Below are 22,322 nucleotides of genomic sequence, written 5' to 3'. Positions count from 1 at the left end.
CTCCTGAACGGCTGAGCCCGGACGGCAAGGCGCCCGGCGATAAATGAGAATTGATCTCATTCTAGCGGAAGCCCGTCGAGCGTGCAGGCACAGCCGCCGTCCAATCCCATCGTGCGGCTGGACGACCTGCGAGCCGATGACGCACACGGCGACCAAGGAGTGTCCTGGACAACCCCTCAACAGCTGGGCGTCTTGCGCGGTGAGCGGAGATGCAGTGGCTCGGCTCGGCATACCGCAGGCAATAAAAAAGCCCGCTTGCAGCGAACTGCCAGCGGGCTTTGCTCCCTCCCCCACGTCGGGATGCAGGAGCATAGTGCGCGCCCCGAACGCCACTTGCACGCTGCACTGCAAAACAACACCAGGCAGTACAGAACTGGATCTTTTTCCTTCACGGCGCGTTGGCGCGCGGCAGCCTCAGTGCAGCAGATCGGGCTGGGCCTGATACCACTCCGGCGCACGCAGCAGGTGCCATTCCGGGGTCTCGCCGCGCAACCCCACGGCCGCGCTCAACACACCCCAGCGCGCAAGCAGGCTGCCGCTGCGTCGGCTGCCTTGCAACCGCAATCGCGCATCCACCTGGAAGCGTTCGTTGCGCGCCTGCAACCGATCGACGATGACGGTGTCGCCCTGCCAATGCACACGCCCGGTCACCTGCGCCTGGCCTGCATCCACCAGCCGCAGCATCCAGTTCGGAATCGAACGATCGCGCGCGTACAGCGACATCAGGAACGCCAGGTCGCGCACCTGGATGCGTACGCGTCCATCCACACCGACCGGCTGGTGCCATTGCATGCGGGTATCGTCCAACACGATGCGCGCCCACCAGCCATCGCGACGCTGACCATCCGGTCCGGTGAATCCGATATTGCGCAGCTGGATGGTGCTGGCATCGAGGCGGAAGTTTTCCGCACGCAGATCGCCGCGCTGCAAACGCAGATCCGCATCCACATCGCCACGCAGTGCCAGGCCGGCAAACTGCAGCCGCGCCGCACGTGCGCCGATGCGCAGGCCGCCCTTGCCGATGCGGCCGCCGGGTTCGATCTGCAGATCGCCGCTGAGCACACCGTTGCCGCCGTCGAAGCGCAACTGCTGCTGCGGCAGATAGCGGTTGTAGGCACGCAGCTCCGGCACACGCGCATTGGCGAACACCAGATGCGCGCGCGTGGCGTCGCGCAGCGTGGCCAGATTGCGCGCATCGGCGCGCGTCTGCAGCTCCAGACGCAGATCGCGGCCCTGCACGAACGGGCGCGTGGGCGCATCGCTGTGCGCAATCGAGAACTGCTGCATCTGCAAGGCAAGTGCAGGCAGCAATTGCCCGTTGGCATCTGCATCGACACGCAGATCGGCACTGGCCTGCCCATCGATCGCATGGCCCATCACGCCGACATGCGCACGCACGTGCGGCACCTGCAGGCGACTGCCGGCACCGAGCTGGCCGCGATCGATGCGCAGATCCGCATCCACCAGCCCATCGCCTTCCAGCGTCAGCCAGTCCACGTCCGGAAACAGCGCCGGAATCCAGCTCAGCGAGGACAGTTGCCAGTGCAGGCGCGCATGCCCGGAGGTGCGCGGCAACAGGCTGCGCATCGATTGCAGCGGCAACTGCCGGCCTTGTACGCGCAGATCGGCATCCAGCGTCAGCCCGGCATCGGCCGGCTCGGGCATGCTGACTTGCAGGCGCATGTCCTGATCCACCTGCAGTTGCGCTGCAAGCTCGCCCAGCAGGGCAGCCGGTGTGCGCGTGCTGTCGTGCAGCGGTGCGCGCCATTGCAGTTGGCTGCCGGGCTGCAAGGCGCCACGCGTCCAGCGCAACTGTCCATCCGCACGCCCTTTGCCGGCACGTGTGGCGAGCGTGTGGCGTCCCTGCGCATTGCGTATGACATCCAGCGCCGCGGTGTCGCCATGCACGCTCACCTGCGCATCGGCAAGCCGCAGCACTGCCAGCCCGCGCGCCTGGTCCGGTGCATGGCGCGCGATGCTGGCGTCGATACGCAGCTGGCCGTTGCGCAGCACTTCGCTACCACCCCAGCGCATCCGTGCGTTGTCGAAGCGCGCCCGCGAGGGGAACAGTTCCATCGGCCCGCCGCGCAATCGCTTGAACAGGCCCAGCTGCAGTTGACCATCGCCTTCGATCTGCAACTGACGCAGCGTCACTGCCTGGACCTGATCGGCGACGATGCGGTCGAACTGCAGGGTCCAGGCCGGAGCGGTCGATGGCGGACCCGCCGGTCCGCCGGCGATGCTGACAACCTGGGCAGATGGCGGCATGCTGGTGGCCGCGTCAGCCATCCGTGTGGACGGCTGCGTGCCTGCCGCGGCGTCTGTGGTGCGTGTGGGTATCCTGTGCTGCGTTGTCGTTGGCGGCGTCGTACCGGCTGCGCCAGTCAGCGGAGCGGCAGCCACCTGCATGTTCGGCCCCGTCGCTGGCGCTTGCGTCGCTGCAGCGCCGGGCGTTGGCACAGCCGCCTGCATGCCGCCACGCACACCCTGCGCATGCAGCTCCGGCACCAGCAACTGCCGATGCAGCAATGGCAACAGCCGCACCTGCCCGCTCATGCGCTGTGCGCTGACGTTCCAGCTGTTGCGTGTCGAGCGGCCTTGCAACTCCACCTTCCACAACACCAGACGGCCCGGCCACCAGGTCACTGCCGGGCCCCAGTGCATGGTGAACCTGTCCGGCTTGCGATTGAGCGCGGCCGGCCCGAGTGGCGTGTTGAGCAACAGGTTGCCGAGCAGCAGATAGCTTGCGTACACCACCAATAACGCCAGCAATGGCCAACGCACCGGGCGGGGCAATCTTTGCCAGCGGGCGCGAACGGGCATCGTCATGACGGCAGGCTCCTGAAGACCGCGCACGCGGCGTGGCGCAGTGTGCCAAGGAAACCGTGAGCGCGGTGCGCAGCGGCGATTGCGGCGGGGCACCGGCAGGCTGCCTGGTGCGCATTGGATGTCCTACACGCGCGGCAGTGCGCGCACTGCCTCTTCAAAGACGGCGAAGCTGTCCGCGTTACGCAAGCCTCAAACAACGAACCGCTTACTTCGCCTTCGACACCGCCGGCAGCAATCCCGGCTGCGCGTCGTACCACTCGCGCGCGCCGGCCAGGTGCCACTGGCGTTGCTTGCCATCGAGTTCGATCCCGGCGCCCAGCACGCCCCAGCGCAGATACAGATCGCCGCGCCGCTGCTCGTCGTTCAAGGCCAGCCGCGCGCGCAGCGACAGGCGCGCATTCTCCGCATGCAGGTCGTCGATCAGTACTTGCTGCTTGCGCCAACGCACCCTGCCGGTGGCATCGAGCTCGCCCGAATCCAGCAAGCCCAAGACCCAACGCGGATAGTCGGCACGTTGCGCAAACACCGACAGCAGCGGCGCAGCATCGCGCATGCGGATCGCCGCGTCGGCATCCACCTGGAACGGCGCGCTGGCCTGGATCGTGCCGGCACCGACCTGCATCTGCCCCCACCAGTTGGCATCCGCACTGTCGTCGCCCACACGCATGTTGCGCAGGCGTACGCGCGTGCCGCTGAGGTCGAAGAACTTGTTCTTGAAATCGGCACGCTGCAGCTGCGCCTGCAAGTCGGCGTCGCCGCGCATCTGTACGCCGGCCAGCGCCAGATGCGCGCCCTGCCCACGCAGGTTGGCGTGGCCGCTGCCCACATCGCCGGAGGCATTGAGCGCCACATCGCCGGTCAGGCTGCCGCTACCGCCGAGCAGGCGCACGTTCTTGCCCGGCAGGTAACGGTTGTAGACGGTGAGATCGGGGACGCGTGCATCGCTGAAACGCAGCTGCGCCTTGAGCGTGTCGCGCAGGCGCGCCAGTTCGGCGTCGCCATGCATGGCCAGCTGCAGATCGCGGCCGTCCAGCAGGATCTGCCTGGGCGCATCGCGCGGCGCCGCCTTGAAGGTGGGGATGCTCACGTCCAGATGCGCCTGCGGCGTGGCGGCATCGTCGATGCGTCCGTGCGCCTTGGCGATACCGGCCAGCCGCGTATCGAACACATGCGCCACTGCCTCCACACGCGGAATCTCCAGGCTGCTGCCGCTGGCGAGCCGGCCCTGCGCCAGCCGCAGGTCGGCCTCGACCAGGCCGCCACCTGCGAGCTGGAACCAGGGCTTGCGCACGAACAGCTCGGCGATCCAGTTCAGCGATTCGAACTGCCAGCGCCCACGCACCTGCCCGGACAGGCGCGGCAGCACCTGCGCAGGATCCTGGAAGGGAATGCTGCGTCCGGCGATACGCAGATCGGCATGCAGCTCGCTGCCCGTCTTTTCGTCGCGCGGCAGGCGCGCCTGCACGCGGATGTCGCGCGCCACATCCAGCTGCAGCGCCAGCATGCCGCGGTCGGTCGCGCCGACGCCGGCCATCAACGGCAGGCGCCAGACCGCATGACTGCTCTCCTGCAGGGTGCCGCGATCCAGCGTGATGTCGGCCTCCACCCGCGCTGCCGACGGCCCGCTGCGGATGTCCACATGCGGCGCGCCGGTGTCGATCTTCAACGCGACGGTCGCGGCCTTCAGCCGCAGGCGCGCATGGGTGATGCCGAGCTTGCGCAGCCCCGGCGCCTGGTCGCGGTAGTGGCGCGGAAACTGGAATTGCGCATCCAGCTGCGCCCCATTGAACACCTGCACCCCGTCATAGCTGACCACCGCATCGCGAAAGCCCGCTTCGGAAGGAAACAGCTCCGACGGGCCGCCCTTGAGCTGCTTGAGGAAGCCGACGCTGCCGTGGCCCTGCCCGGCGATCAGCAACTTGCCCAGGCGCGCGCTGCGGATACTGTTGCTGGTGATCGCATCGAAGCGCAGCGTCCAGCCCTGATCGCCGCGCGGCGGTGGCGGAATCGGGGTGTCGGAAGTTTCCACTTCCGCGCTCAGTCCGGTGGCATGCAACCACGGCAGGCGCACCTCGCGCCGCAACAGCGGCAGCAAGGCCACACGCGCATTGGCGCGATCGGCGTGAAACACGTACACGGTGCGGTTGGCCTGTCCGCGCATGCGCACGTTCCAGGCCATCACCTGCCCCGGAAACACGGTCAGTGCCGGACCCGTCTGCAGGGTGAATTTATGCGGCTGCCGGTTGGTGACGGCATCGAACAGCGGCGTGTTGAGAAACAGGTTGCCGGCCAGCAGATACAGCGCATACAGCGCCACCAGCACGCTCCCTGCAATGCGCCACGGCCGGGGCCAGCGCTGGAAGCGATCGCGAAGAGAGGGCATGGGCGCGGGCAGAAGTCGAGTCTGCCGTCACTATCGCGGTTGCGCTGGCGGCGAGGCGTGAACGCGGCCGGTGGCGTGTTACCGGACGCGCTGCGCAGCAGCTGGGGATGCACGGGGATTCAGCGCCGCAGCGCGGGTGGTGCGCGACAGGGCTGGCCGGCACGGGCACACCAGGCAACCGCACGCCTGCGGTCGGCGAGGACAACCCGCTTACGCCAGCGCCCGGATGCGGCAGCGAAAGCGGGGCCACGTACCGGATGTGTATTGCGTCCCTGGCCCGTTACGCAACAGGCCGCCTCGCATGCGTTCGCCGCTGTCCGCACAGTTGCATTGCACCAAGGTCGCAGCGCGGCCGACGCACGCAGCTGCGATAATGGGACTTCCCTGTCTCGCTGTGCCGCCCATGTCCGACGAACGCATCCTGTACGCACCGCTGCGCGAGCGCCTGGTTTCTGCCGAGGCCGCTGCCGCATTGATCCAGCCCGGCGAGACCGTGGCGATGAGCGGATTCACCGGCTCCGGTTACCCCAAGGCGGTGCCGATGGCGCTGGCGCAGCGCATCGAAGCGGCGCATCTGCAGGGCCAGCCGTTCCAGATCAAGCTGATGACCGGCGCTTCCACCGCACCGGAGCTGGACGGCGCGCTGGCCAAGGCCGACGGCATCGCCATGCGCATGCCGTTCCAGTCCGACCCGGACGCGCGCCAACGCATCAACGCCGGCACGCTGGACTATATCGACATCCATCTCAGCCACGTCGCCCAGCACGTGTGGTTCGGTTTCTACGGGCAGATCGACACCGCCGTGGTGGAAGTCTCGGCGATCCGCGCCGATGGCAGCCTGGTGCCGTCCACCTCGATCGGCAACAACAAGACCTGGCTGGACCTGGCCAGCAAGGTGATCATCGAGGTCAACGATTGGCAGCCGGCCGGCCTGGATGGCATGCACGACGTCTATTACGGCACCGCACTGCCGCCGCAGCGCAAGCCGATCCCGCTGGTGCACGGCGACGACCGCATCGGCGAGCCCAGCCTGCGCTGCGATCCGGACAAGATCGTGGCAGTGGTGCGCACGCATGGCCCGGACCGCAACAGCCCGTTCGCCGCCGCCGACGACAGCAGCGAACGCATCGCCGAACACCTGATCGCGTTCCTGCGCCATGAAGTGCGCAAGGGCCGGCTACCGGCCAGTTTGCTGCCGCTGCAATCGGGCGTGGGCAATATTCCCAATGCGGTGCTGGCGGGGCTTGCACGCAGCGGCTTCCGCGATCTGGAAGCGTTCACCGAAGTGATCCAGGACGGCATGCTCGCGCTGCTGCGCGATGGCGTGCTGCGCTACGCCTCCTGCACGGGTTTTGCGCTCAGCCCGGAGGGCAACGAGGAGTTCAAGCGCAATATCGATTTCTACCGGCAGCGCATCATCATGCGCACGCAGGAGATTTCCAATCATCCCGAGCTGGTGCGCCGGCTCGGCTGCATCGGCATGAACGGCATGATCGAGGCCGACCTGTACGGCAACGTCAATTCCACCCACGTGATGGGCAGCCGCATCATGAACGGCATCGGCGGCTCAGGCGACTTTGCGCGCAACGGCTTCCTGTCGATCTTCCTGAGCCCCAGCATCGCCAAGGCCGGCAGCATCTCGTCGATCGTGCCGATGGTCAGCCATGTCGACCACACCGAACACGACGTCTCGGTGATCGTCACCGAACAAGGCCTGGCCGATCTGCGCGGCCTCACGCCCAAGCAACGCGCACGCCAGTTGCTCGATCACTGCGTACACCCGCGCTACCGCGATGCGCTGGAAGATTATGTGGCGCGCGCCAATCGCGACAGCTATGGCAAGCACACCCCGCATCTGCTGACCGAGGCATTGTCGTGGCATCAGCGCTGGTTGGAGACGGGGGATATGTTGGGGTGAGCGCGGATTGGGGAATCGGGAATCGGGAATCGGCGGTTGTAGTCCAGCGTGACGGTGTTGCTAGAGAGATCGGAGCACGGCCGTCATGCCGGTGTTTAACGCTTCGCGAACTTCATTGCTGGCATCGACATGCTGCGACATCGCGATGTCACGCAGGTGGCGGATAACGTTCCTGCCCGCTCGCATTCGGCGGCAGGACGGCTCTCTCCCCCTCCTGCCGCTGGGCGCGACGGGTCATCACTGGGTGGTGTCCAATCCGTCGGGCCGGCTCCCTGCGCCGGCCCGGCGTTCTTGTTTTGGAGCGGCCATCAGCACGGCAGTGTTCATTGCCAGGCTGCTCGACAGGCGTGTTGGCCGCTGGTCGCCGCAAGCGAGCGCTATTCCGGATGTGCTCACCCCACCGCCTCAACCATTACGCAGCTTCGGCAACCCGCCTTGCACGACGTGCACGCACGGCGGTCGCCAGACGCTCCAGCACCTGCACCGAGGCGTCCCAGCCCAGGCAGCCGTCGGTAATGCTCTGGCCGTAGGTCAGTGCGCAGCCCGGTACCAGTTCCTGGCGTCCGCCGACCAGGTGGCTCTCCACCATGACGCCGACGATGCGCGTCTCGCCGCCTTCCAGCTGCGTGGCGATGTCGTCGATGACCTTGGGCTGGTTCTCGGGATTCTTGCCGCTGTTGGCATGGCTGGCATCGATCATCAGGCGCGCCGGCAGGCCGGATTTAGTGAGCACCTGGCTGGCCGCTTCCACATTGGCCGCGTCGAAGTTGGGCTGCTTGCCGCCGCGCAGGATCACATGGCAATCCGGATTGCCCGCCGTCGCGGCCACCGCGGTGTGGCCGTCCTTGGTCACGGCCAGGAAATGATGCGGATGCGAGGCCGCACCGACTGCGTCCACCGCAATCTTGACGTCGCCGCCGGTGCCGTTCTTGAAGCCCACCGGGCACGACAAGCCCGAGGCCATTTCGCGATGCACCTGGCTCTCGGTGGTCCGCGCGCCGATCGCGCCCCAGGCCACCAGGTCGGCGATGTACTGCGGCGAGATGATGTCGAGGAATTCCACGCCGGCCGGCAGACCGAGGTTGTTGATGTCGCGCAGCAGACCGCGCGCCACCCGCAGGCCCTTGTTGATCTGGAAGCTGCCGTCCAGATCCGGATCGTTGATCAGGCCCTTCCAGCCGATGGTGGTGCGCGGCTTTTCGAAGTACACCCGCATCACGATCTCCAGCGCATCGCCGAACTGCTCGCGCAATGGGCGCAGGCGGTGCGCGTAGTCCATCGCCGCGACCGGGTCGTGGATCGAGCAGGGCCCGATCACCACCGCCAGGCGGTCGTCGCGACCATGCAGGATGGCGTGCAGGACGGCGCGCGAATTGGTCACGGTCTCGGAAGCGCGCTCGTCGCAGGGCAGCAGCGACAGCAGCTGCGAAGGCGGGGCAAGGGCTTCGATCTTGCGGATACGCAGGTCATCGGTCACAGGCGGCATAACAGTGTCTCGGTGGGCGGTGTTGCATCAGGGAGCCAGGCGCGGCGGCAACAAAAAAGCCGCCAGTGTGCGCTGGCGGCTTTTCGGGAATGCTGCTGAAGATTTCTTCAGGGTGAGCGCAATCCGTCCTCCGCCAGCGGCATCGGAAAACCGTAGTACCAAAAATAAAACTGGCTGCGGGGTGCGTTCATTGGGTGCATTGATACCACGCGCGTTTCGACGTTGCCACTGTTTCATCGGCAACGGAACATTGCAGCGCGCTGCCGGCGCCATCCGGGTCGATTGCCTGATCCGCACTTTATCGTTTCCAAACCCCTGCAATTGCGGCGTCTCAGACGCAACCTGCGCAGGGATGCAACGCCGATACGCCGCGGGCATAAGCACGGCCGATCATGACGATGCGAACAATCGATCACCAACTCCGCGGACTTCAGGACTGGGCGCGGTACACCCGAGCAGCCCTCTTTCCCTTACATGGCTTCAACCAGCGCCGGCTTCGATGTTGGGTCACTGCGCTGCGTACTCGGACAACGTACCCAGCGACAAGTAGCGGTAACTCCCGCGCTGCCAAGATCCAGTCAGGCCCTGCGGCAAAAAAGTTTCGTGTCGACCATCGTCGGTGACCACGCAACCCCACCTGCTGCAGGGTGGACGACAAACGGCGCGCCCGTTTTTGCCTGCACCACACGTCACGGCGCTATGCCGTGACGTGTGGTGCGGCTGCCACGTCAATCAGAAGGTGAACACATATTCCGCCGCCACTTCGCGGCCGATCGGGTTGAACAAGGTGGTGTTGTAGAAGCCATAGCCGTAAAAGCGCTCCTTGTTCTCGTAGCCCACTTCGTTGAACACGTTGTTGACGTAAAAGTTGACCTTGGCGTGGTCGGTGATCCTGTAGCCGGTGCTGAGGTTCCAGTAGATCGCCGGGCCGACGCGGCCGAAGTAGCGCTTGCTGCTCTGGCCCAGATGCACGTTGGCGGTGTCGGTGACCACGCATGCGTCGGCGGCGCTGGGTTGATAGCCGTCGTCGAAGCGCGCGCAGGTGCCCCAGTTGACCGCGCGCATGGAGCCGAGCCGGCGGAAGTACACCGTCCAGTCCCAGGCGCCGCCGTTGTCCCAATGCACGCTGCCACGCACGCGGCTGCGTACGCGTTCGTCGCGGCGGTTTTCGTCGCTGTCGGTGCGGTAGATCTGCTCGCGATAGGCCAACAGGCTGTTGTAGTCCAGCGACAGCTGGAAGTTGCCCCAACCCGCCGTGGCAAGCCGGTATTTCAGCGAGGCGTCGATGCCGGAGGTTTCCATCTGCGCCAGGTTGATCGGGCCGCGCTCGATGCTGGCGATGGTGCCGTCGGCATTACGCAGCACGCGCGAGGTGATGGTGTCGCAATAGCCGGCACCGCCGGGATTGTTCCAGGCGCCGCCACTGATGGTGGTGCCGGTGCGGCAGCCGGCTTCGGCCGACAGGATCTCGTCGCGGTCCAGATCCTTGATCATTTCCTCCAGCTCGATGCGGTAGTAATCCACGCTCAGCGACAGGCCTTGCACGATGTCCCACACCACCCCGCCGGTGAACGAGCGGCCGGTTTCCGAGCGCAGATCCGGGGTGCCGCGACGGTTCACATCCACCGTGTAGTAGATGTTGCTGTTCTCGTCGTTGCACCCGCCGGTGAGATACGCGCCGGTAGCGATGCAGCGGTATTGATCGATCACGGTCTGGTTGGTGGAGCTGGGTTCGCCGAGCACGTAATGCATGTCCGGCGCGCGGAAGCTGGTGGCCAGCGTGCTGCGCAACAACAGGCTGTCGACCGGGCGCCATTCCAGACCTGCGCTCCAGGTGGTGTCGCTCTGGGTGCCGACATCGGTCGCAATCGCGGCCGAAGAGCGGTAACTGCCGTAGCGATCGTAGCGACCGGCGACGTTCGCGCTCAACGTCGACAGCAGTGGAATCTGCAGTTCCAGCCCGGCCGAACTGCGCATGCGCTCGCCACCGCCACTGTCCACCACATCGACCGGATAGCACTCGTTGGCGCAGGGGTCGGGCGACAGCTGGTAGCCCTGCTTGGCGACTTCGGCCACGGTGGCGAAGCGGATCGGCCCGGCCCAGCCCTGCACCAGATCGCCGCTCAGGCTGAAGCTGGCCTGGTTCACCCACGAATACGCCGAGTTGTGCGACTTGGCCACCAGGTCGTCGTATTCGCTCGACGACAGCGGCGCATACAGCCGTGCTTCGTTGATCGCGTAGATTGGCGCGCCATCGGCAGCGGTGCCGGTGGGGCTGCCGAGGAAGTACTCGGTGGCACGTGCGGTATCCACGGTGCGCACGTATTCGTCCACCGTGTAGCGCGAGCGGCCCACGCTCAGCTCCCAGTCGAAGCGGTCGGCCCACACGCCACGCAAGCCGGCGCTCAGGTCCCAGGACTGCTCCTTGTTGTAGTTGGCCAGCCGGTCCCAGCCACCGGCCTCGCGCCGGGTGAGCTGCCGGATCGCATACAGCGAGCGGCCGGTGTCGGCGTCCTGGAACGGGCCCAGGTACACGTACGGCGGGTCGTAGGTCCAGCGGCCGATGCTGCGGTTGGCCGACAGCGTGGCCCAGGCTTCGGTGTGCTCGCCGAACTTCCAGGTGCCGTAGAGATAGGCCGAGTAGTCCTCGCTGCCGGTGACCAGCCCCCAGTCGCCGTAGTCGCGCGCCACGCCGCAATAATCGCCGGCATTGGTGACCACCCCGGTGTTCTGGTCGTAGCTCAGCCGTTGCGCGTCGATGAACTCGCCGCCAAAGCGCGCGCAGGTGTCGGCAGGTGGCGCCAGGCGTTCGTTGGTGTTGGCATCGACCAGGCTCAGGCCGGTGAACGGGTTGAAGCCGTAGCGGCGGTTCTGGCCGGTCCAGTTGGAATAGGCCATGTCGTCGGAATCGTCCATCTCGGGGCGATCGCGCCCGCTCAACGGATCGCGCCGGGTGGCCTGCAGCGCGTAGGTCAGGCTCCAGTTTTCGCCGGTGCGCCCGCCTGCCCATGACACGTCGAAGCTGTCGCGCCCGCCTTCTGTCGCAGTGCCGCCGCGCAGCCGCACCTGGTCGCCCTGATAGTCGCGCTTGAGGATCACATTGACCACGCCGGCCACCGCGTCCGAGCCGTAGATCGCCGAGGCGCCGCCGGTCAGGATGTCGATGCGTTCCACCGCCGCGGAGGGGATGTTGCTGTAGTTGGAAAAGTTGCTTTCGCCGCCGTACGGCAGCGGGTAATCGGCCACGCGGTGCCCATTGACCAGCAGCAGCGTGCGGCCCGGCCCCAGGTCGCGCAGGTTGATCGGCGAGGCGTTGGGCGTATGCGAGCCCCACTGCGTATCGGCCTCCACCGAGCCCTGCTGGTTCATGCTGTTGAGCACGTCGTAGACGGTGGCAAAGCCCTCCTGCTGGATCTGCTGTGCGGAGATGGTGACCACCGGCTGGGCGCCTTCGACCTGCGCGCGCTTGATGCGCGAGCCGGTGACGCTGACCGCGTCCAGGGTGGAGGTGGCGCGCGGTGGATCCGGCTCGGCCTGCTGGGCAGCCGCCGACGGTGCGACGGCGGCGGTCAGGGCAAGGGACAAGGAAATCGACAAGGCAAGGCGATGGCTGCGGCAGTTCATAAGATCCCCGGGAGAGGCCGGCATGGCCGGCGTGGCGTTCCACTGCAACGACGCCTGCGAGCGATGCACCGCATCGCCGCCCCCTGTCCGATGGCCCCCCGACCGTTCGGCGCAAGCGCCTGCGCATCGACGCTAGGGCTGAGATGACATCGGTGTCAACACATTGCCATGCAAGTGTGATCGGGTTCACGATCTGCGGAATTGCGTAGACCTCTACACGGTTGGGGCCGCGAGCCGGTTGCGCGGGCTGGCCGTCGCATCCGGCGCCGCGTAGGAGCGCACCCGGGCGCGACGGGGGCATTCCCGGTGAAGCCTCTTCGCGCCCAGGTGCGCTCCTACGAGGTCATGGGATCTGCGTGGCCATGCACGCGCCGGGCGCGACACGGTTGGGGCCGCGCGCCGATACGCGGGCCGGTCGTCGCATCGGCGCTGCGTAGGAGCGCACCCGGGCGCGACGGGGGCATTCCCGGTGAAGCCTCTTCGCGCCCAGGTGCGCTCCTACGAGGTCATGGGATCTGCGTGGCCATGCACGCGCCGGGCGCGACACGGTTGGGTCCGCGAACCGAATACGCGGGCTGGTCGTCGCATCCGGCGCCGCGTAGGAGCGCACCCGGGCGCGACGGGGCATTCTCGATAAAGCCTCTTCGCGCCCAGGTGCGCTCCTACGAGGTTATGACGGCTGCGTGGCCATGTGCGACCGACGGCAAGCGTGCATCGGCCACCATGCTTCGGCGGTGATCATCGACTGGCGATCGCGTCTTGAGCTATCCATTTCATCGCCACAAAAAAACCCCGCCTTTCGGCGGGGTCCTTTTTGCTGCAACAGCCGAGTGGCCTGGATCAGAAATCCATGCCGCCCATGCCGCCCATGCCACCGCCGGCCGGCATCGCCGGCTCGTCCTTCTTCGGTGCATCGGCCACCATGGCTTCGGTGGTGATCATCAGGCCGGCGATCGAGGCTGCGTTCTGCAGCGCCGAACGGGTGACCTTGGTCGGATCCAGGATGCCGAACTCGACCATGTCGCCGAACTCGCCGTTGGCGGCGTTGTAACCGTAGTTGCCGGTGCCTTCCTTGACCTTGTTCAGGATCACGGACGGCTCTTCGCCGGCATTGGCCACGATCTCGCGCAGCGGGGCTTCCATCGCGCGCAGGGCGATCTGGATGCCGTGAGTCTGGTCTTCGTTGGCACCGGTCAGGTTACCGACGGCCACCAGCGCACGCACCAGGGCCACACCGCCGCCCGGGACCACGCCTTCTTCGACGGCTGCACGGGTGGCGTGCAGGGCGTCTTCGACGCGGGCCTTCTTTTCCTTCATTTCGATTTCGGTCGAAGCGCCGACCTTGATCACTGCAACGCCGCCGGCCAGCTTGGCCACGCGCTCCTGCAGCTTCTCGCGGTCGTAATCGGACGAGGTGTCCTCGATCTGGGTCTTGATCTGGCCAACGCGGGCTTCGATCGTGGCCGAGTCGCCGGCGCCGTCGATGATGGTGGTGTTCTCCTTGGAGACCTGCACCTTCTTGGCGCGGCCCAGGTCCTTGATCGTGGCCTTCTCCAGCGCCAGACCCACTTCCTCGGAGATCACGGTGCCGCCGGTCAGCACGGCCATGTCTTCCAGCATCGCCTTGCGACGGTCGCCGAAGCCCGGTGCCTTGACGGCCACGACCTTGACGATGCCACGGATGGTGTTGACCACCAGGGTCGCCAGCGCTTCGCCTTCGACTTCTTCAGCGACGATCAGCAGCGGCTTGCCAGCCTTGGCCACGCCTTCCAGCACGGGCAGCAGGTCGCGCACGTTGGAGATCTTCTTGTCGTGCAGCAGGATGAACGGGTCGTCCAGGTCGGCCGACTGGCTCTGCTGGTTGTTGATGAAGTACGGGGACAGGTAGCCGCGATCGAACTGCATGCCCTCGACCACGTCCAGCTCGTTTTCCAGGCCCGAGCCTTCTTCAACGGTGATCACGCCTTCCTTGCCGACCTTCTGCATCGCTTCGGCAATGATGTTGCCGATCGATTCGTCCGAGTTGGCCGAGATGGTGCCGACCTGGGCAATCGCCTTGTCGTCGGTGGTGGGCTTGGAGATGTTCTTCAGCTCGATGACGGCAGCCTTGACGGCCTGGTCGATACCGCGCTTGAGGTCCATCGGGTTCATGCCGGCGGCCACGGCCTTGGCGCCTTCGCGGATCAGGGCCTGGGCCAGCACGGTGGCGGTGGTGGTGCCGTCGCCTGCGTTGTCGTTGGTCTTGGAAGCGACTTCCTTGACCATCTGCGCGCCCATGTTCTCGAACTTGTCAGCCAGTTCGATTTCCTTGGCGACGGAGACGCCGTCCTTGGTGATGGTCGGCGCGCCGAAGCTCTTCTCGAGCACGACGTTGCGGCCCTTCGGGCCCAGGGTGGCCTTGACGGCATTGGCAAGCACGTTGACGCCACGAACCATGCGGGTACGTGCGTCTTCACCGAAACGAATGTCTTTAGCAGCCATTTGTATGTAACTCCGGAAATGGGGAATAGGGAATGGGGAATCGGTAGATCAACAGCGTGAATCGGGGCGGGGTGGGATGGCGAAGGGCGCTAGCCGCTTTGCCCATTCCTGATTCCCAACTCCCGATTCCCGGCGCATAGCGCCTGATCAGCCGATGACCGCCAGGATGTCGTCTTCGCGCAGCACCTTGTACTCGACGCCTTCGGACTTGTAGCTGCTGCCGGCGTACTGGCCGTAGATGACCTTGTCGCCGACCTTGACCACCGGCGCGCGCAGGCTGCCGTTGTCCAGGGGCTTGCCGGCGCCGATGGCGACGACTTCACCCTTGGTGGACTTTTCCTTGGCGGAGTCCGGGATCACGATGCCGCCGGCGGAAACTTCGTCGGCTTCGATCGGCTTGACTACAACGCGGTCGTGAAGCGGCTTGATGCTCATAGAGAAAGACCCTCTTAAGTGATTGATTGGTCTGGAAATTATCGGCGATGTTAGCACTCGCATGTGACGACTGCCAGCACAGCGCGCGGAAAAAACCCGACAGAGCGGGTGCGGGCCAGAGATTGTGCTGTGTGGGCAGCTTTCAAGGGCTGGGGGCAAAAATTTTTTCGCCGAGCAGTCTTGTCCAAGGGCGGCAGGGCAGCGGCCAAGAGCTGGCGAGCGGTTCGTCAGGTCGCTGCGGAAAGAGCGGATTTAGAACCGGACTACGCAACGGCTGCTGCGCCTGGCGCCACTGGGCACTGGGCACTGGGCAGCAAAAATAGTCGCCGGGTCAGCCGCACTGAAAATGGAACCAGGTTCCACCGATTGTCATGCGCACGTCTTACAGTCGGCAACGCATTCCCCGATCACAAGGAGCTGTCGATGAGGTTGCCGTCCCGTGCCCGTGTTTTCCCCCTGAGCTGGTCCCTGCGCTGCGCGCTTCCCCTGGCCTGTGCCTTCGCGCTGACCGCCCCTGCCGCCCACGCGGCGGTGTTCATCAACGAACTGCATTACGACGACGCGGGTGCGTCCGGCGACAGCGGCGAAGGGGTGGAAGTGGTGGCCACCGCCGGCGAGTCGCTGAGCGGCTACCGCATCCATCTGTACAACGGCAGCGCGCCGGGTGCGGCGACGGTCTATGCCAACACCGCGGTGCCGGCCGGCAGCCTGGTCAGCTGCGGCAGCCAGGTGCGCGTGGCCACGGTCAGCTATGCCAGCAACGGCGTGCAGAACGGGCCCAACGACGGCGTGGCGCTGGTCGACCCCAACGGGCAACTGGTGCAGTTCCTCAGTTACGAAGGCGCCATCACCGCCAGCGGCGGGCCCGCCGCCGGCGTGACCAGCCAGACCCTGCCGGTCAGCGAGAGCAACAGCAGCGCGGTCGGCAGTTCGCTGCAACTGACCGGTACCGGCAGCAGCGCGGCCAACTTCAGCTGGGCCGGCTCCTCGGCGCAGACCTTCGGCGCGTGCAACCGCGGCCAGAGCTTCAACGGCAGCGGCGGTGGCGGCGAGACCGGCGGTGCACCGACGATCACCAGCACCACCCCGACCCAGGGCGCGACCGGTTTCCCCGCCGCGGGCGATCTGAGCGTGGGCTTCAGCGAGGCGGTGACGCTGAGCAGCGGCGCCTTCGCGCTGAGCTGCGCCAGCTCCGGCACGGTGGCGCTGAGCTACCCGAGCAGCGGCACCCGCTTCAGCCTGTCCACCAACACCGCCCTGGTCGGTGGCGAGCGTTGCACCCTGGCGATCACCGCCAGCGCCATCCGCGATGCCAGCGGGCTGAGCCCGGCCGCCAACCAGTCCATCGCCTTCACCGTGGCCACCGCCAGCGGCGGCGGTACCGGCTATTACGCGCGGGTCAACACCGCCAATGCCAGCCAGTTGCGCTGCTCGCTGCATACCGTGATCAAGGGCCACACGGTCTATCCGTACAGCGGCTCGGGCACCAGCACCTGGACCATCCTGGAGATGGCCGACGAGGATCCCAACAACAGCGGCCGGATCCTGGACGCCTACCGCAACCGCAGCTACGCCAAGGGCAGCGACCGCGCCGGCACCGGCAGCGGGCTGACCTACAACCGCGAGCACACCTGGCCCAACTCGCTGGGCTTCGGCAGCGCCAGCGGCGACAAGGGGCTGCCGTATGCGCCCTACACCGACACCCACATGCTTTATCTGACCGACACCGCCTTCAACGCCGACCGCGGCAACAAGCCCTATGCGGCCTGCACCAGCAGCTGCGGCGAGCGGGTCACCGAGGTCAACGACGGCAGCGGCGGCGGCAGCGGGCGCTACCCGGGCAATTCCAACTGGGTGCGCACCCCCGACGGCAACGGCGGCACCTTCGAGGTGTGGGGCAAGCGCAAGGGCGACATGGCGCGTGCGGTGATGTACATGGCGATCCGCTACGAAGGCGGTACCGACGCGGCCACCGGGCAGTCCGAGCCGGACCTGGAACTCACCGACGACCGCAGCAAGATCGTGCAGACCTCGGCCTCGCCGGCCTATATGGGCCTGCTGTCCACGCTGCTGGCCTGGCACCAGGCCGACCCGCCGGACGATGCCGAGCGGGCGCGCAACCAGGTGATCTTCAGCTTCCAGGGCAACCGCAACCCGTTCGTGGATCACCCCGAATGGGCGACCTCGAGCCTGTTCACCTCGGCCAAGCCGGCCAGCTGCCAGCTGGCCGAGTGATCCAGCCCGGCCCGGCGCGCAAGGCGTCGGGCCGGTCGTCGGCCTGCGGCGGCAACCCACACCATCGCCCGCGCGGCGAACGTGCGCGGCCGCCGGCCCGCGACGTCCGACGTTGTGCACTTCATCCGGCACATCGCCATCGCGTCCTTGCATGCGCGAGCCGCCGGCGCGCGGGCACCGCCGCCCGGCCACCCGGCCACCCGGCCGCCCGGCCACCCGGCCACCCGGCCGCCCGGCCGCCAGGCCTGGCGAAGTTGACGCCCTGTTCCGGAATCTGCGGTCGATCCCCTGCAGACAGGGGATTACACTGCGCGGTCACATGAGCGCCTCGTCCCTCCATCTGTTGTTCAGCACCTGCCCGGATGCCGCCAGCGCCGAGCGCATTGCGCACGCGCTGCTGGACGAACGCCTGGCTGCCTGCGTCACCCAGTTGCCCGGCGTGCAGTCGCTGTATCGCTGGAACGGGGCGATCGAGCGCAGCCAGGAAGTGCAGCTGTTGATCAAGACCTGGGAAGACCGCCTGCCGGACGCCATCGCACGGCTGCAGGCGCTGCATCCGTATGAACTGCCGGAGGCGATCGCGGTCCAAGCCAGCGCCGGGCTGCCGGCGTATCTCGATTGGGTCCGGGCCGAAACCCGCAAGGAATCCTGACGTCCATGAAGTCTCTGTCCCGCTGGATCGCCCGCTGCGCACTGCTGGCCGTACCGTTGCTCGCCGCGCCGCTGGCGCTGGTGGCGCCCCTGCCCGCGCAGGCCGCGGTCACCGAGGCCGATCTGCTGCCGGTGGATCAGGCCTTCACCCTGAGCGCCACCGCCGACAGCCGCGACAGCATCGCGCTGCGCTGGAAGATCGCGCCGGGCTACTACCTGTATCGCCACCGCATCAGCGTCAAATCCGGGCAAGGCTTCGCGGCCGGCGAGCTGGCGCTGCCGGAAGGCCAGAGCAAGCACGACGAGTTCTTCGGCCAGGTGCAGACCTACCGCAAGCAACTGCAGGCCAGGCTGGCCGGCAAGGCCGATGCCGGGGTGCAGACCGCCGTACTGCAGGTGCAATACCAGGGCTGCGCCGACGCCGGCGTGTGCTACCCGCCGCAACGTCGCGAATTGCGGGTGGCCTTGCCCGATGCCTCGGCTCCCGCCGCGACGCCCGCCACCCAGCGCGAGAACCTGGGCGCACTGGTGCCGCGCGCACCGGCTGGCCCGCGGCTGTTCGGCAGCACCGGCCAGGCCGCCGGCGTGGACGCACTGCCGCTGCCGGCCGAGCAGGCATTTACCTTCGAAGCCATCGTCGGCGACGGCAACAGCCTGCTGCTGCGCTTCACCCCCGCGCCCGGCTATTACATCTACCGCGACCGCACCTCGCTGGCGCTGGAAGGCGCCGGCGGCGTGCGTCCCGGGCTGCCGCGCTGGCCGCAGGGCAAGGCGCACCGCGATGAGCACTTCGGCGATGTGGTGGTGTATTTCGAGCAGGCCGAAGTCACCTTGCCGCTGCTGCGCGAGCACGCCGACCCGGTCAAGGCGACCCTGGTGGCGACCTTCCAGGGCTGCCAGACCGACGGCATCTGCTACCCGCCGATGACCCGCCGCGTGGCACTGGAGTTGCCCGCCGGCACGGTGTCGCCACAGAATCAGGCGCAGGCGGCACCGCTGATGATTTCGCCGCTGCCCGCCGGGCAGCTGCCTGCAGAGCCAGCGCCGGCACCGACGCCGGCGGCGACTGCAGCACCGGCCGCAGATGCCTCGGCCGACAATGCGCAACGCACCCAGCCGCCGCATACCGACAAAGGCCTGCTGGCGATGCTGGTGCTGGCCCTGCTCGGCGGGCTGGTGTTGAACCTGATGCCCTGCGTGTTGCCCATCCTGTCGCTGAAGGTGCTGGGCCTGGCCCACAGCGGCGAGAGCCGCAGCCACGCGCGCAGCCATGCGATCTGGTATTCGCTGGGCGTGCTGGTGTCGTTCGCGGCGATCGGCGCGCTGGTGATCGGCCTGCGTGCGGCCGGGCAGGCGGCCGGCTGGGGCTTCCAGCTGCAGCAGCCGTGGTTCGTCGCGGCGCTGGCGTATCTGATGTTTGCGGTGGGCCTGAGCCTGTCGGGCGTGTTCACGCTGGGCAGCAGTCTGGGCGGCATCGGCCAGTCGCTGGCAGCGCGCAATGGCCCGCTGGGCGATTTCTTCACCGGCGTGCTGGCCTGTGTGGTGGCCAGCCCGTGCATCGCCCCGTTCATGGGGACCGCACTGGCGTATGCGTTCACCGCCCCGGCGCTACTGGCGATGCTGGTGTTCCTGGCGCTGGGCCTGGGCCTGGCGCTGCCGTTCCTGCTGATCGGCTTCATTCCCTCGCTGGCACGGCGCCTGCCCACGCCCGGCGCATGGATGGAAACGCTCAAGCAGGTGCTGGCGTTCCCGATGTATCTCACCGCGATCTGGCTGCTGTGGGTGCTGGGCAAGCAGCGCGGCGTGGACGCGCTGGCGCTGATGCTGGTCGGTGCCACCTTGCTGGCGCTGGGCCTGTTCTGCTTCGAGCGCAGCCGCTGGAAAAGCCACCGCATCGGTATGAGCCTGGCTGCGGTGATGCTGGTGCTGGCCATCGTGCCGGTGGTCGGGGTCACCCGCTTGCGCCTGCCGGCCGCCACTGCCGCCGAGGGTGTGGTGGCGTTCTCGCCGCCGCTGCTGGACCGCCTGCGCGCCGACAACCGCGTGGTGTTCGTCAACATGACCGCCGACTGGTGCGTGACCTGCAAGGCCAACGAAAAGAACGTGCTGAGCAGCGCCGACTTCCGCGACGCGCTGCGCCGCGTCGATGCGGTCTACATGAAAGGCGACTGGACCAACGTCGACCCCAGGATCAGCGCCTTCCTGGACCAGCACCAGGCCGTCGGCGTGCCGCTGTACGTGGTCTACGGCCCCGGCGCACCGCCGGCGGTGCTGCCGACCGTGCTGACCAACGCGATCACCGAGGATGCGTTGCTGCGCGCGGCGCGGTGAGCCGGCCGGGCACGCTGGCCATCGCTTCGGCTGGCACCTCGGCCCGATCCTTCGACGGCATGTCGCGATGACGACTGCAGCGGGCAGCGGCCAGCGCTGAGGCCGCTGGATACCGTCGAACAACGGCAGGACGTCGATGCCGACCCTGTTGAGCAGCAGCGCGGCGGACACCAGGTCGGAGTTTGAGACAACGCGCTCACCGTCATTGCGGCAATGAGCGCCCCACTTCCGCGCGAGCGGACACGGCAAAACGCCCCCGACGGCGATTCAGCGAGTGGTCGGCCTGCGATCGACCGACTGGCCGCGCCAAGTGCCGGCCGCGAAACGGCGGCCCCGCAAGGCTCCACCCGCCGGCCCGACCGCTTGCCACTCCCAATTTTAAAACGAACGTTTAAAACAACCCTAACTTCGCCTATCTGGACAGCATCGGCCACATCGCGCAGACTTCCGGCCTTTCCGCTTTCCCGGATGTCATGGCCCACCTGCTGCTGTTGCACGGCCCCAACCTCAACCTGCTCGGCACCCGCGAGCCGGACGTCTACGGGCGCACCACGCTGGCGCAGATCGATGCGGCCCTGGTGGACCGTGCGCAGGCGGCCGGGCATACGCTGGCCTGCCTGCAGTCCAATGCCGAGCACGTGCTGGTGGAGCGCATCCACGCCGCGCGCGAGGACGGCACCGTCTACATCCTGATCAACCCGGCCGCCTTCACCCATACCTCGGTGGCGCTGCGCGATGCGCTGCTGGGCGTGGGGTTGCCGTTCGTGGAAATCCATCTGTCCAACCCGCATGCGCGCGAACCGTTCCGCCGCCACAGCTATCTCAGCGACAAGGCCGATGGCGTGATCTGCGGCTTTGGCGCCGACAGCTACCGGCTGGCGCTGGAAGCGGTGATCGCGCGGCTGGAACGCGACGCATGACGTCCCCATCACCCACGCCGGCGCCCGCGCCGACGGCCTGACCCCATTCCGCCGGCAGCCGCCGGCAACCTCCACCGATTCACCTCATGAGGCCCGTATGGATCTCCGCAAAATCAAGAAACTGATCGACCTGCTCGAAGAATCCAATCTCGCCGAAATCGAGATCAAGGAAGGCGAAGAAAGCGTGCGTCTGGCGCGCGTGCCCAAGGGCACGACGGTGATGAGCGCGCCGATGCAGCAGTACGCACCTGCCCCGCTCGCGCAGCCCCCGGCCGCGGCCAGCATGCCGATGCAGTCGCCCACCGAGGCCTCCACCGGCGGCGCAAAGCAGGCTGCCGCCCTGCCGGAAGGCCACGTGCTGCGCGCACCGATGGTCGGCACGTTCTACACCTCGCCCTCGCCGGACAAGCCGGCTTTCGTCACCGTCGGCCAGCAGGTCAAGGCCGGCGAGACGCTGGCGATCATCGAGGCGATGAAGATGTTCAACCCGATCGAAGCCGACGTCTCCGGCACCATCGTGGCCATCCTCGGCGAAACCGGCCAGCCAGTGGAATTCGATCAGCCGTTGTTTGTGATTGGCTGAGAGCCGGGAATCGGGAGTGGAGAATCGGGAATCGGCAAAGCGGCCTCATGAACGCCTGGAGGCGTGGCGCGATTCCATGGAGCTTGTGGAAATGATCTATCGGTTCACCGAGGTCTTTCCCGAGCAGGAACGCTACGGCCTGACGGCGCAACTGCGCCGTGCGGCCGTCAGCGTCCCGTCGAATATCGCCGAAGGTGCGGCGCGACGCTCAACTCCCGATTACGCGCGGTTCCTCTCGATTGCGCGCGGCTCGCTCTCCGAACTGGATACACAGGTCCAGATCGCCGTACGACTGGGCTATAGCAACACCGAAGACGAAGACATCGTCAGCCAGCAGGTCGACCAGGTCTTCGCCAAGCTCACCGCATTGATGAATGCCTTACGCAGACGTGGAGCCGCACCATGATGCCCGCTTCTACCCATTCCCCATTCTCGACTCCCTATTC

General features: G+C 67.0%; 14 protein-coding genes. 7 read left to right on the top strand and 7 right to left on the bottom strand.

Annotated features, from left to right (window positions below; all coding sequences use genetic code 11):
- Nucleotides 1-414 precede the first annotated feature (414 nt).
- Nucleotides 415-2,829 (bottom strand): hypothetical protein, encoded by a 2,415-nt coding sequence (locus tag XaplCFBP3123_RS13735; protein WP_104534531.1) that lies wholly within the window; start codon nt 2,827-2,829, stop codon nt 415-417.
- A 205-nt stretch (nt 2,830-3,034) separates the two neighbouring features.
- On the bottom strand, nt 3,035-5,212 hold the full coding sequence (locus XaplCFBP3123_RS13730; RefSeq protein WP_104534530.1) for a hypothetical protein: 2,178 nt from the start codon (nt 5,210-5,212) through the stop codon (nt 3,035-3,037).
- Nucleotides 5,213-5,615: 403 nt separating this feature from the next.
- Between XaplCFBP3123_RS13730 and XaplCFBP3123_RS13725 the strand changes: the two genes are divergently transcribed.
- The gene (locus XaplCFBP3123_RS13725; RefSeq protein WP_102596496.1) at nt 5,616-7,130 is read left to right on the top strand and encodes an acetyl-CoA hydrolase/transferase family protein; all 1,515 of its coding nucleotides are present in this window, start codon (nt 5,616-5,618) and stop codon (nt 7,128-7,130) included.
- 412 nt (nt 7,131-7,542) lie between these two features.
- Here the strand turns inward: XaplCFBP3123_RS13725 and XaplCFBP3123_RS13720 are convergent, their stop codons facing one another.
- The 5 genes from XaplCFBP3123_RS13720 to XaplCFBP3123_RS13700 all read right to left on the bottom strand — a co-directional run bounded on the left by XaplCFBP3123_RS13720 (nt 7,543) and on the right by XaplCFBP3123_RS13700 (nt 15,156).
- Entirely contained in the window at nt 7,543-8,616 is a 1,074-nt protein-coding gene (locus XaplCFBP3123_RS13720) for a 3-deoxy-7-phosphoheptulonate synthase (RefSeq protein ID WP_104534529.1), read from the bottom strand.
- A 27-nt stretch (nt 8,617-8,643) separates the two neighbouring features.
- On the bottom strand, nt 8,644-8,853 hold the full coding sequence (locus tag XaplCFBP3123_RS21245; protein WP_146091345.1) for a hypothetical protein: 210 nt from the start codon (nt 8,851-8,853) through the stop codon (nt 8,644-8,646).
- A 495-nt stretch (nt 8,854-9,348) separates the two neighbouring features.
- Nucleotides 9,349-12,240, bottom strand: a complete 2,892-nt coding sequence (locus tag XaplCFBP3123_RS13715; protein WP_104534528.1) for a TonB-dependent receptor plug domain-containing protein — start codon at nt 12,238-12,240, stop codon at nt 9,349-9,351.
- Nucleotides 12,241-13,080: 840 nt separating this feature from the next.
- Entirely contained in the window at nt 13,081-14,721 is a 1,641-nt protein-coding gene (gene groL, locus XaplCFBP3123_RS13705) for a chaperonin GroEL (RefSeq protein WP_011035771.1), read from the bottom strand.
- Nucleotides 14,722-14,868: 147 nt separating this feature from the next.
- Complete coding sequence (locus XaplCFBP3123_RS13700) at nt 14,869-15,156, bottom strand: co-chaperone GroES (RefSeq protein ID WP_003483210.1); 288 nt, start codon at nt 15,154-15,156, stop codon at nt 14,869-14,871.
- A 423-nt stretch (nt 15,157-15,579) separates the two neighbouring features.
- Between XaplCFBP3123_RS13700 and XaplCFBP3123_RS13695 the strand changes: the two genes are divergently transcribed.
- The 6 genes from XaplCFBP3123_RS13695 to XaplCFBP3123_RS13670 all read left to right on the top strand — a co-directional run bounded on the left by XaplCFBP3123_RS13695 (nt 15,580) and on the right by XaplCFBP3123_RS13670 (nt 22,282).
- Nucleotides 15,580-17,391: an endonuclease gene (locus XaplCFBP3123_RS13695; RefSeq protein WP_104534527.1), complete on the top strand. Its 1,812-nt coding sequence runs from the start codon at nt 15,580-15,582 to the stop codon at nt 17,389-17,391.
- 319 nt (nt 17,392-17,710) lie between these two features.
- Nucleotides 17,711-18,043 (top strand): divalent-cation tolerance protein CutA, encoded by a 333-nt coding sequence (gene cutA / locus XaplCFBP3123_RS13690; protein ID WP_102596499.1) that lies wholly within the window; start codon nt 17,711-17,713, stop codon nt 18,041-18,043.
- A gap of 5 nt (nt 18,044-18,048) precedes the next feature.
- The gene (locus tag XaplCFBP3123_RS13685; protein ID WP_104534526.1) at nt 18,049-20,373 is read left to right on the top strand and encodes a protein-disulfide reductase DsbD family protein; all 2,325 of its coding nucleotides are present in this window, start codon (nt 18,049-18,051) and stop codon (nt 20,371-20,373) included.
- Nucleotides 20,374-20,846: 473 nt separating this feature from the next.
- Nucleotides 20,847-21,293 (top strand): type II 3-dehydroquinate dehydratase, encoded by a 447-nt coding sequence (gene aroQ, locus XaplCFBP3123_RS13680; protein ID WP_104534525.1) that lies wholly within the window; start codon nt 20,847-20,849, stop codon nt 21,291-21,293.
- A gap of 97 nt (nt 21,294-21,390) precedes the next feature.
- Complete coding sequence (accB, locus tag XaplCFBP3123_RS13675; RefSeq protein ID WP_104534524.1) at nt 21,391-21,876, top strand: acetyl-CoA carboxylase biotin carboxyl carrier protein; 486 nt, start codon at nt 21,391-21,393, stop codon at nt 21,874-21,876.
- 76 nt (nt 21,877-21,952) lie between these two features.
- Nucleotides 21,953-22,282: a four helix bundle protein gene (locus XaplCFBP3123_RS13670; protein ID WP_253254206.1), complete on the top strand. Its 330-nt coding sequence runs from the start codon at nt 21,953-21,955 to the stop codon at nt 22,280-22,282.
- Nucleotides 22,283-22,322: the final 40 nt, after the last annotated feature.

The organism is Xanthomonas arboricola pv. populi, assembly GCF_002939945.1.
GTDB classification, from domain to species: Bacteria; Pseudomonadota; Gammaproteobacteria; order Xanthomonadales; family Xanthomonadaceae; genus Xanthomonas; species Xanthomonas arboricola_A.
Note: the sequence above shows the minus strand (reverse complement) of the source record. Positions and strands in the feature narration are given on the sequence as shown.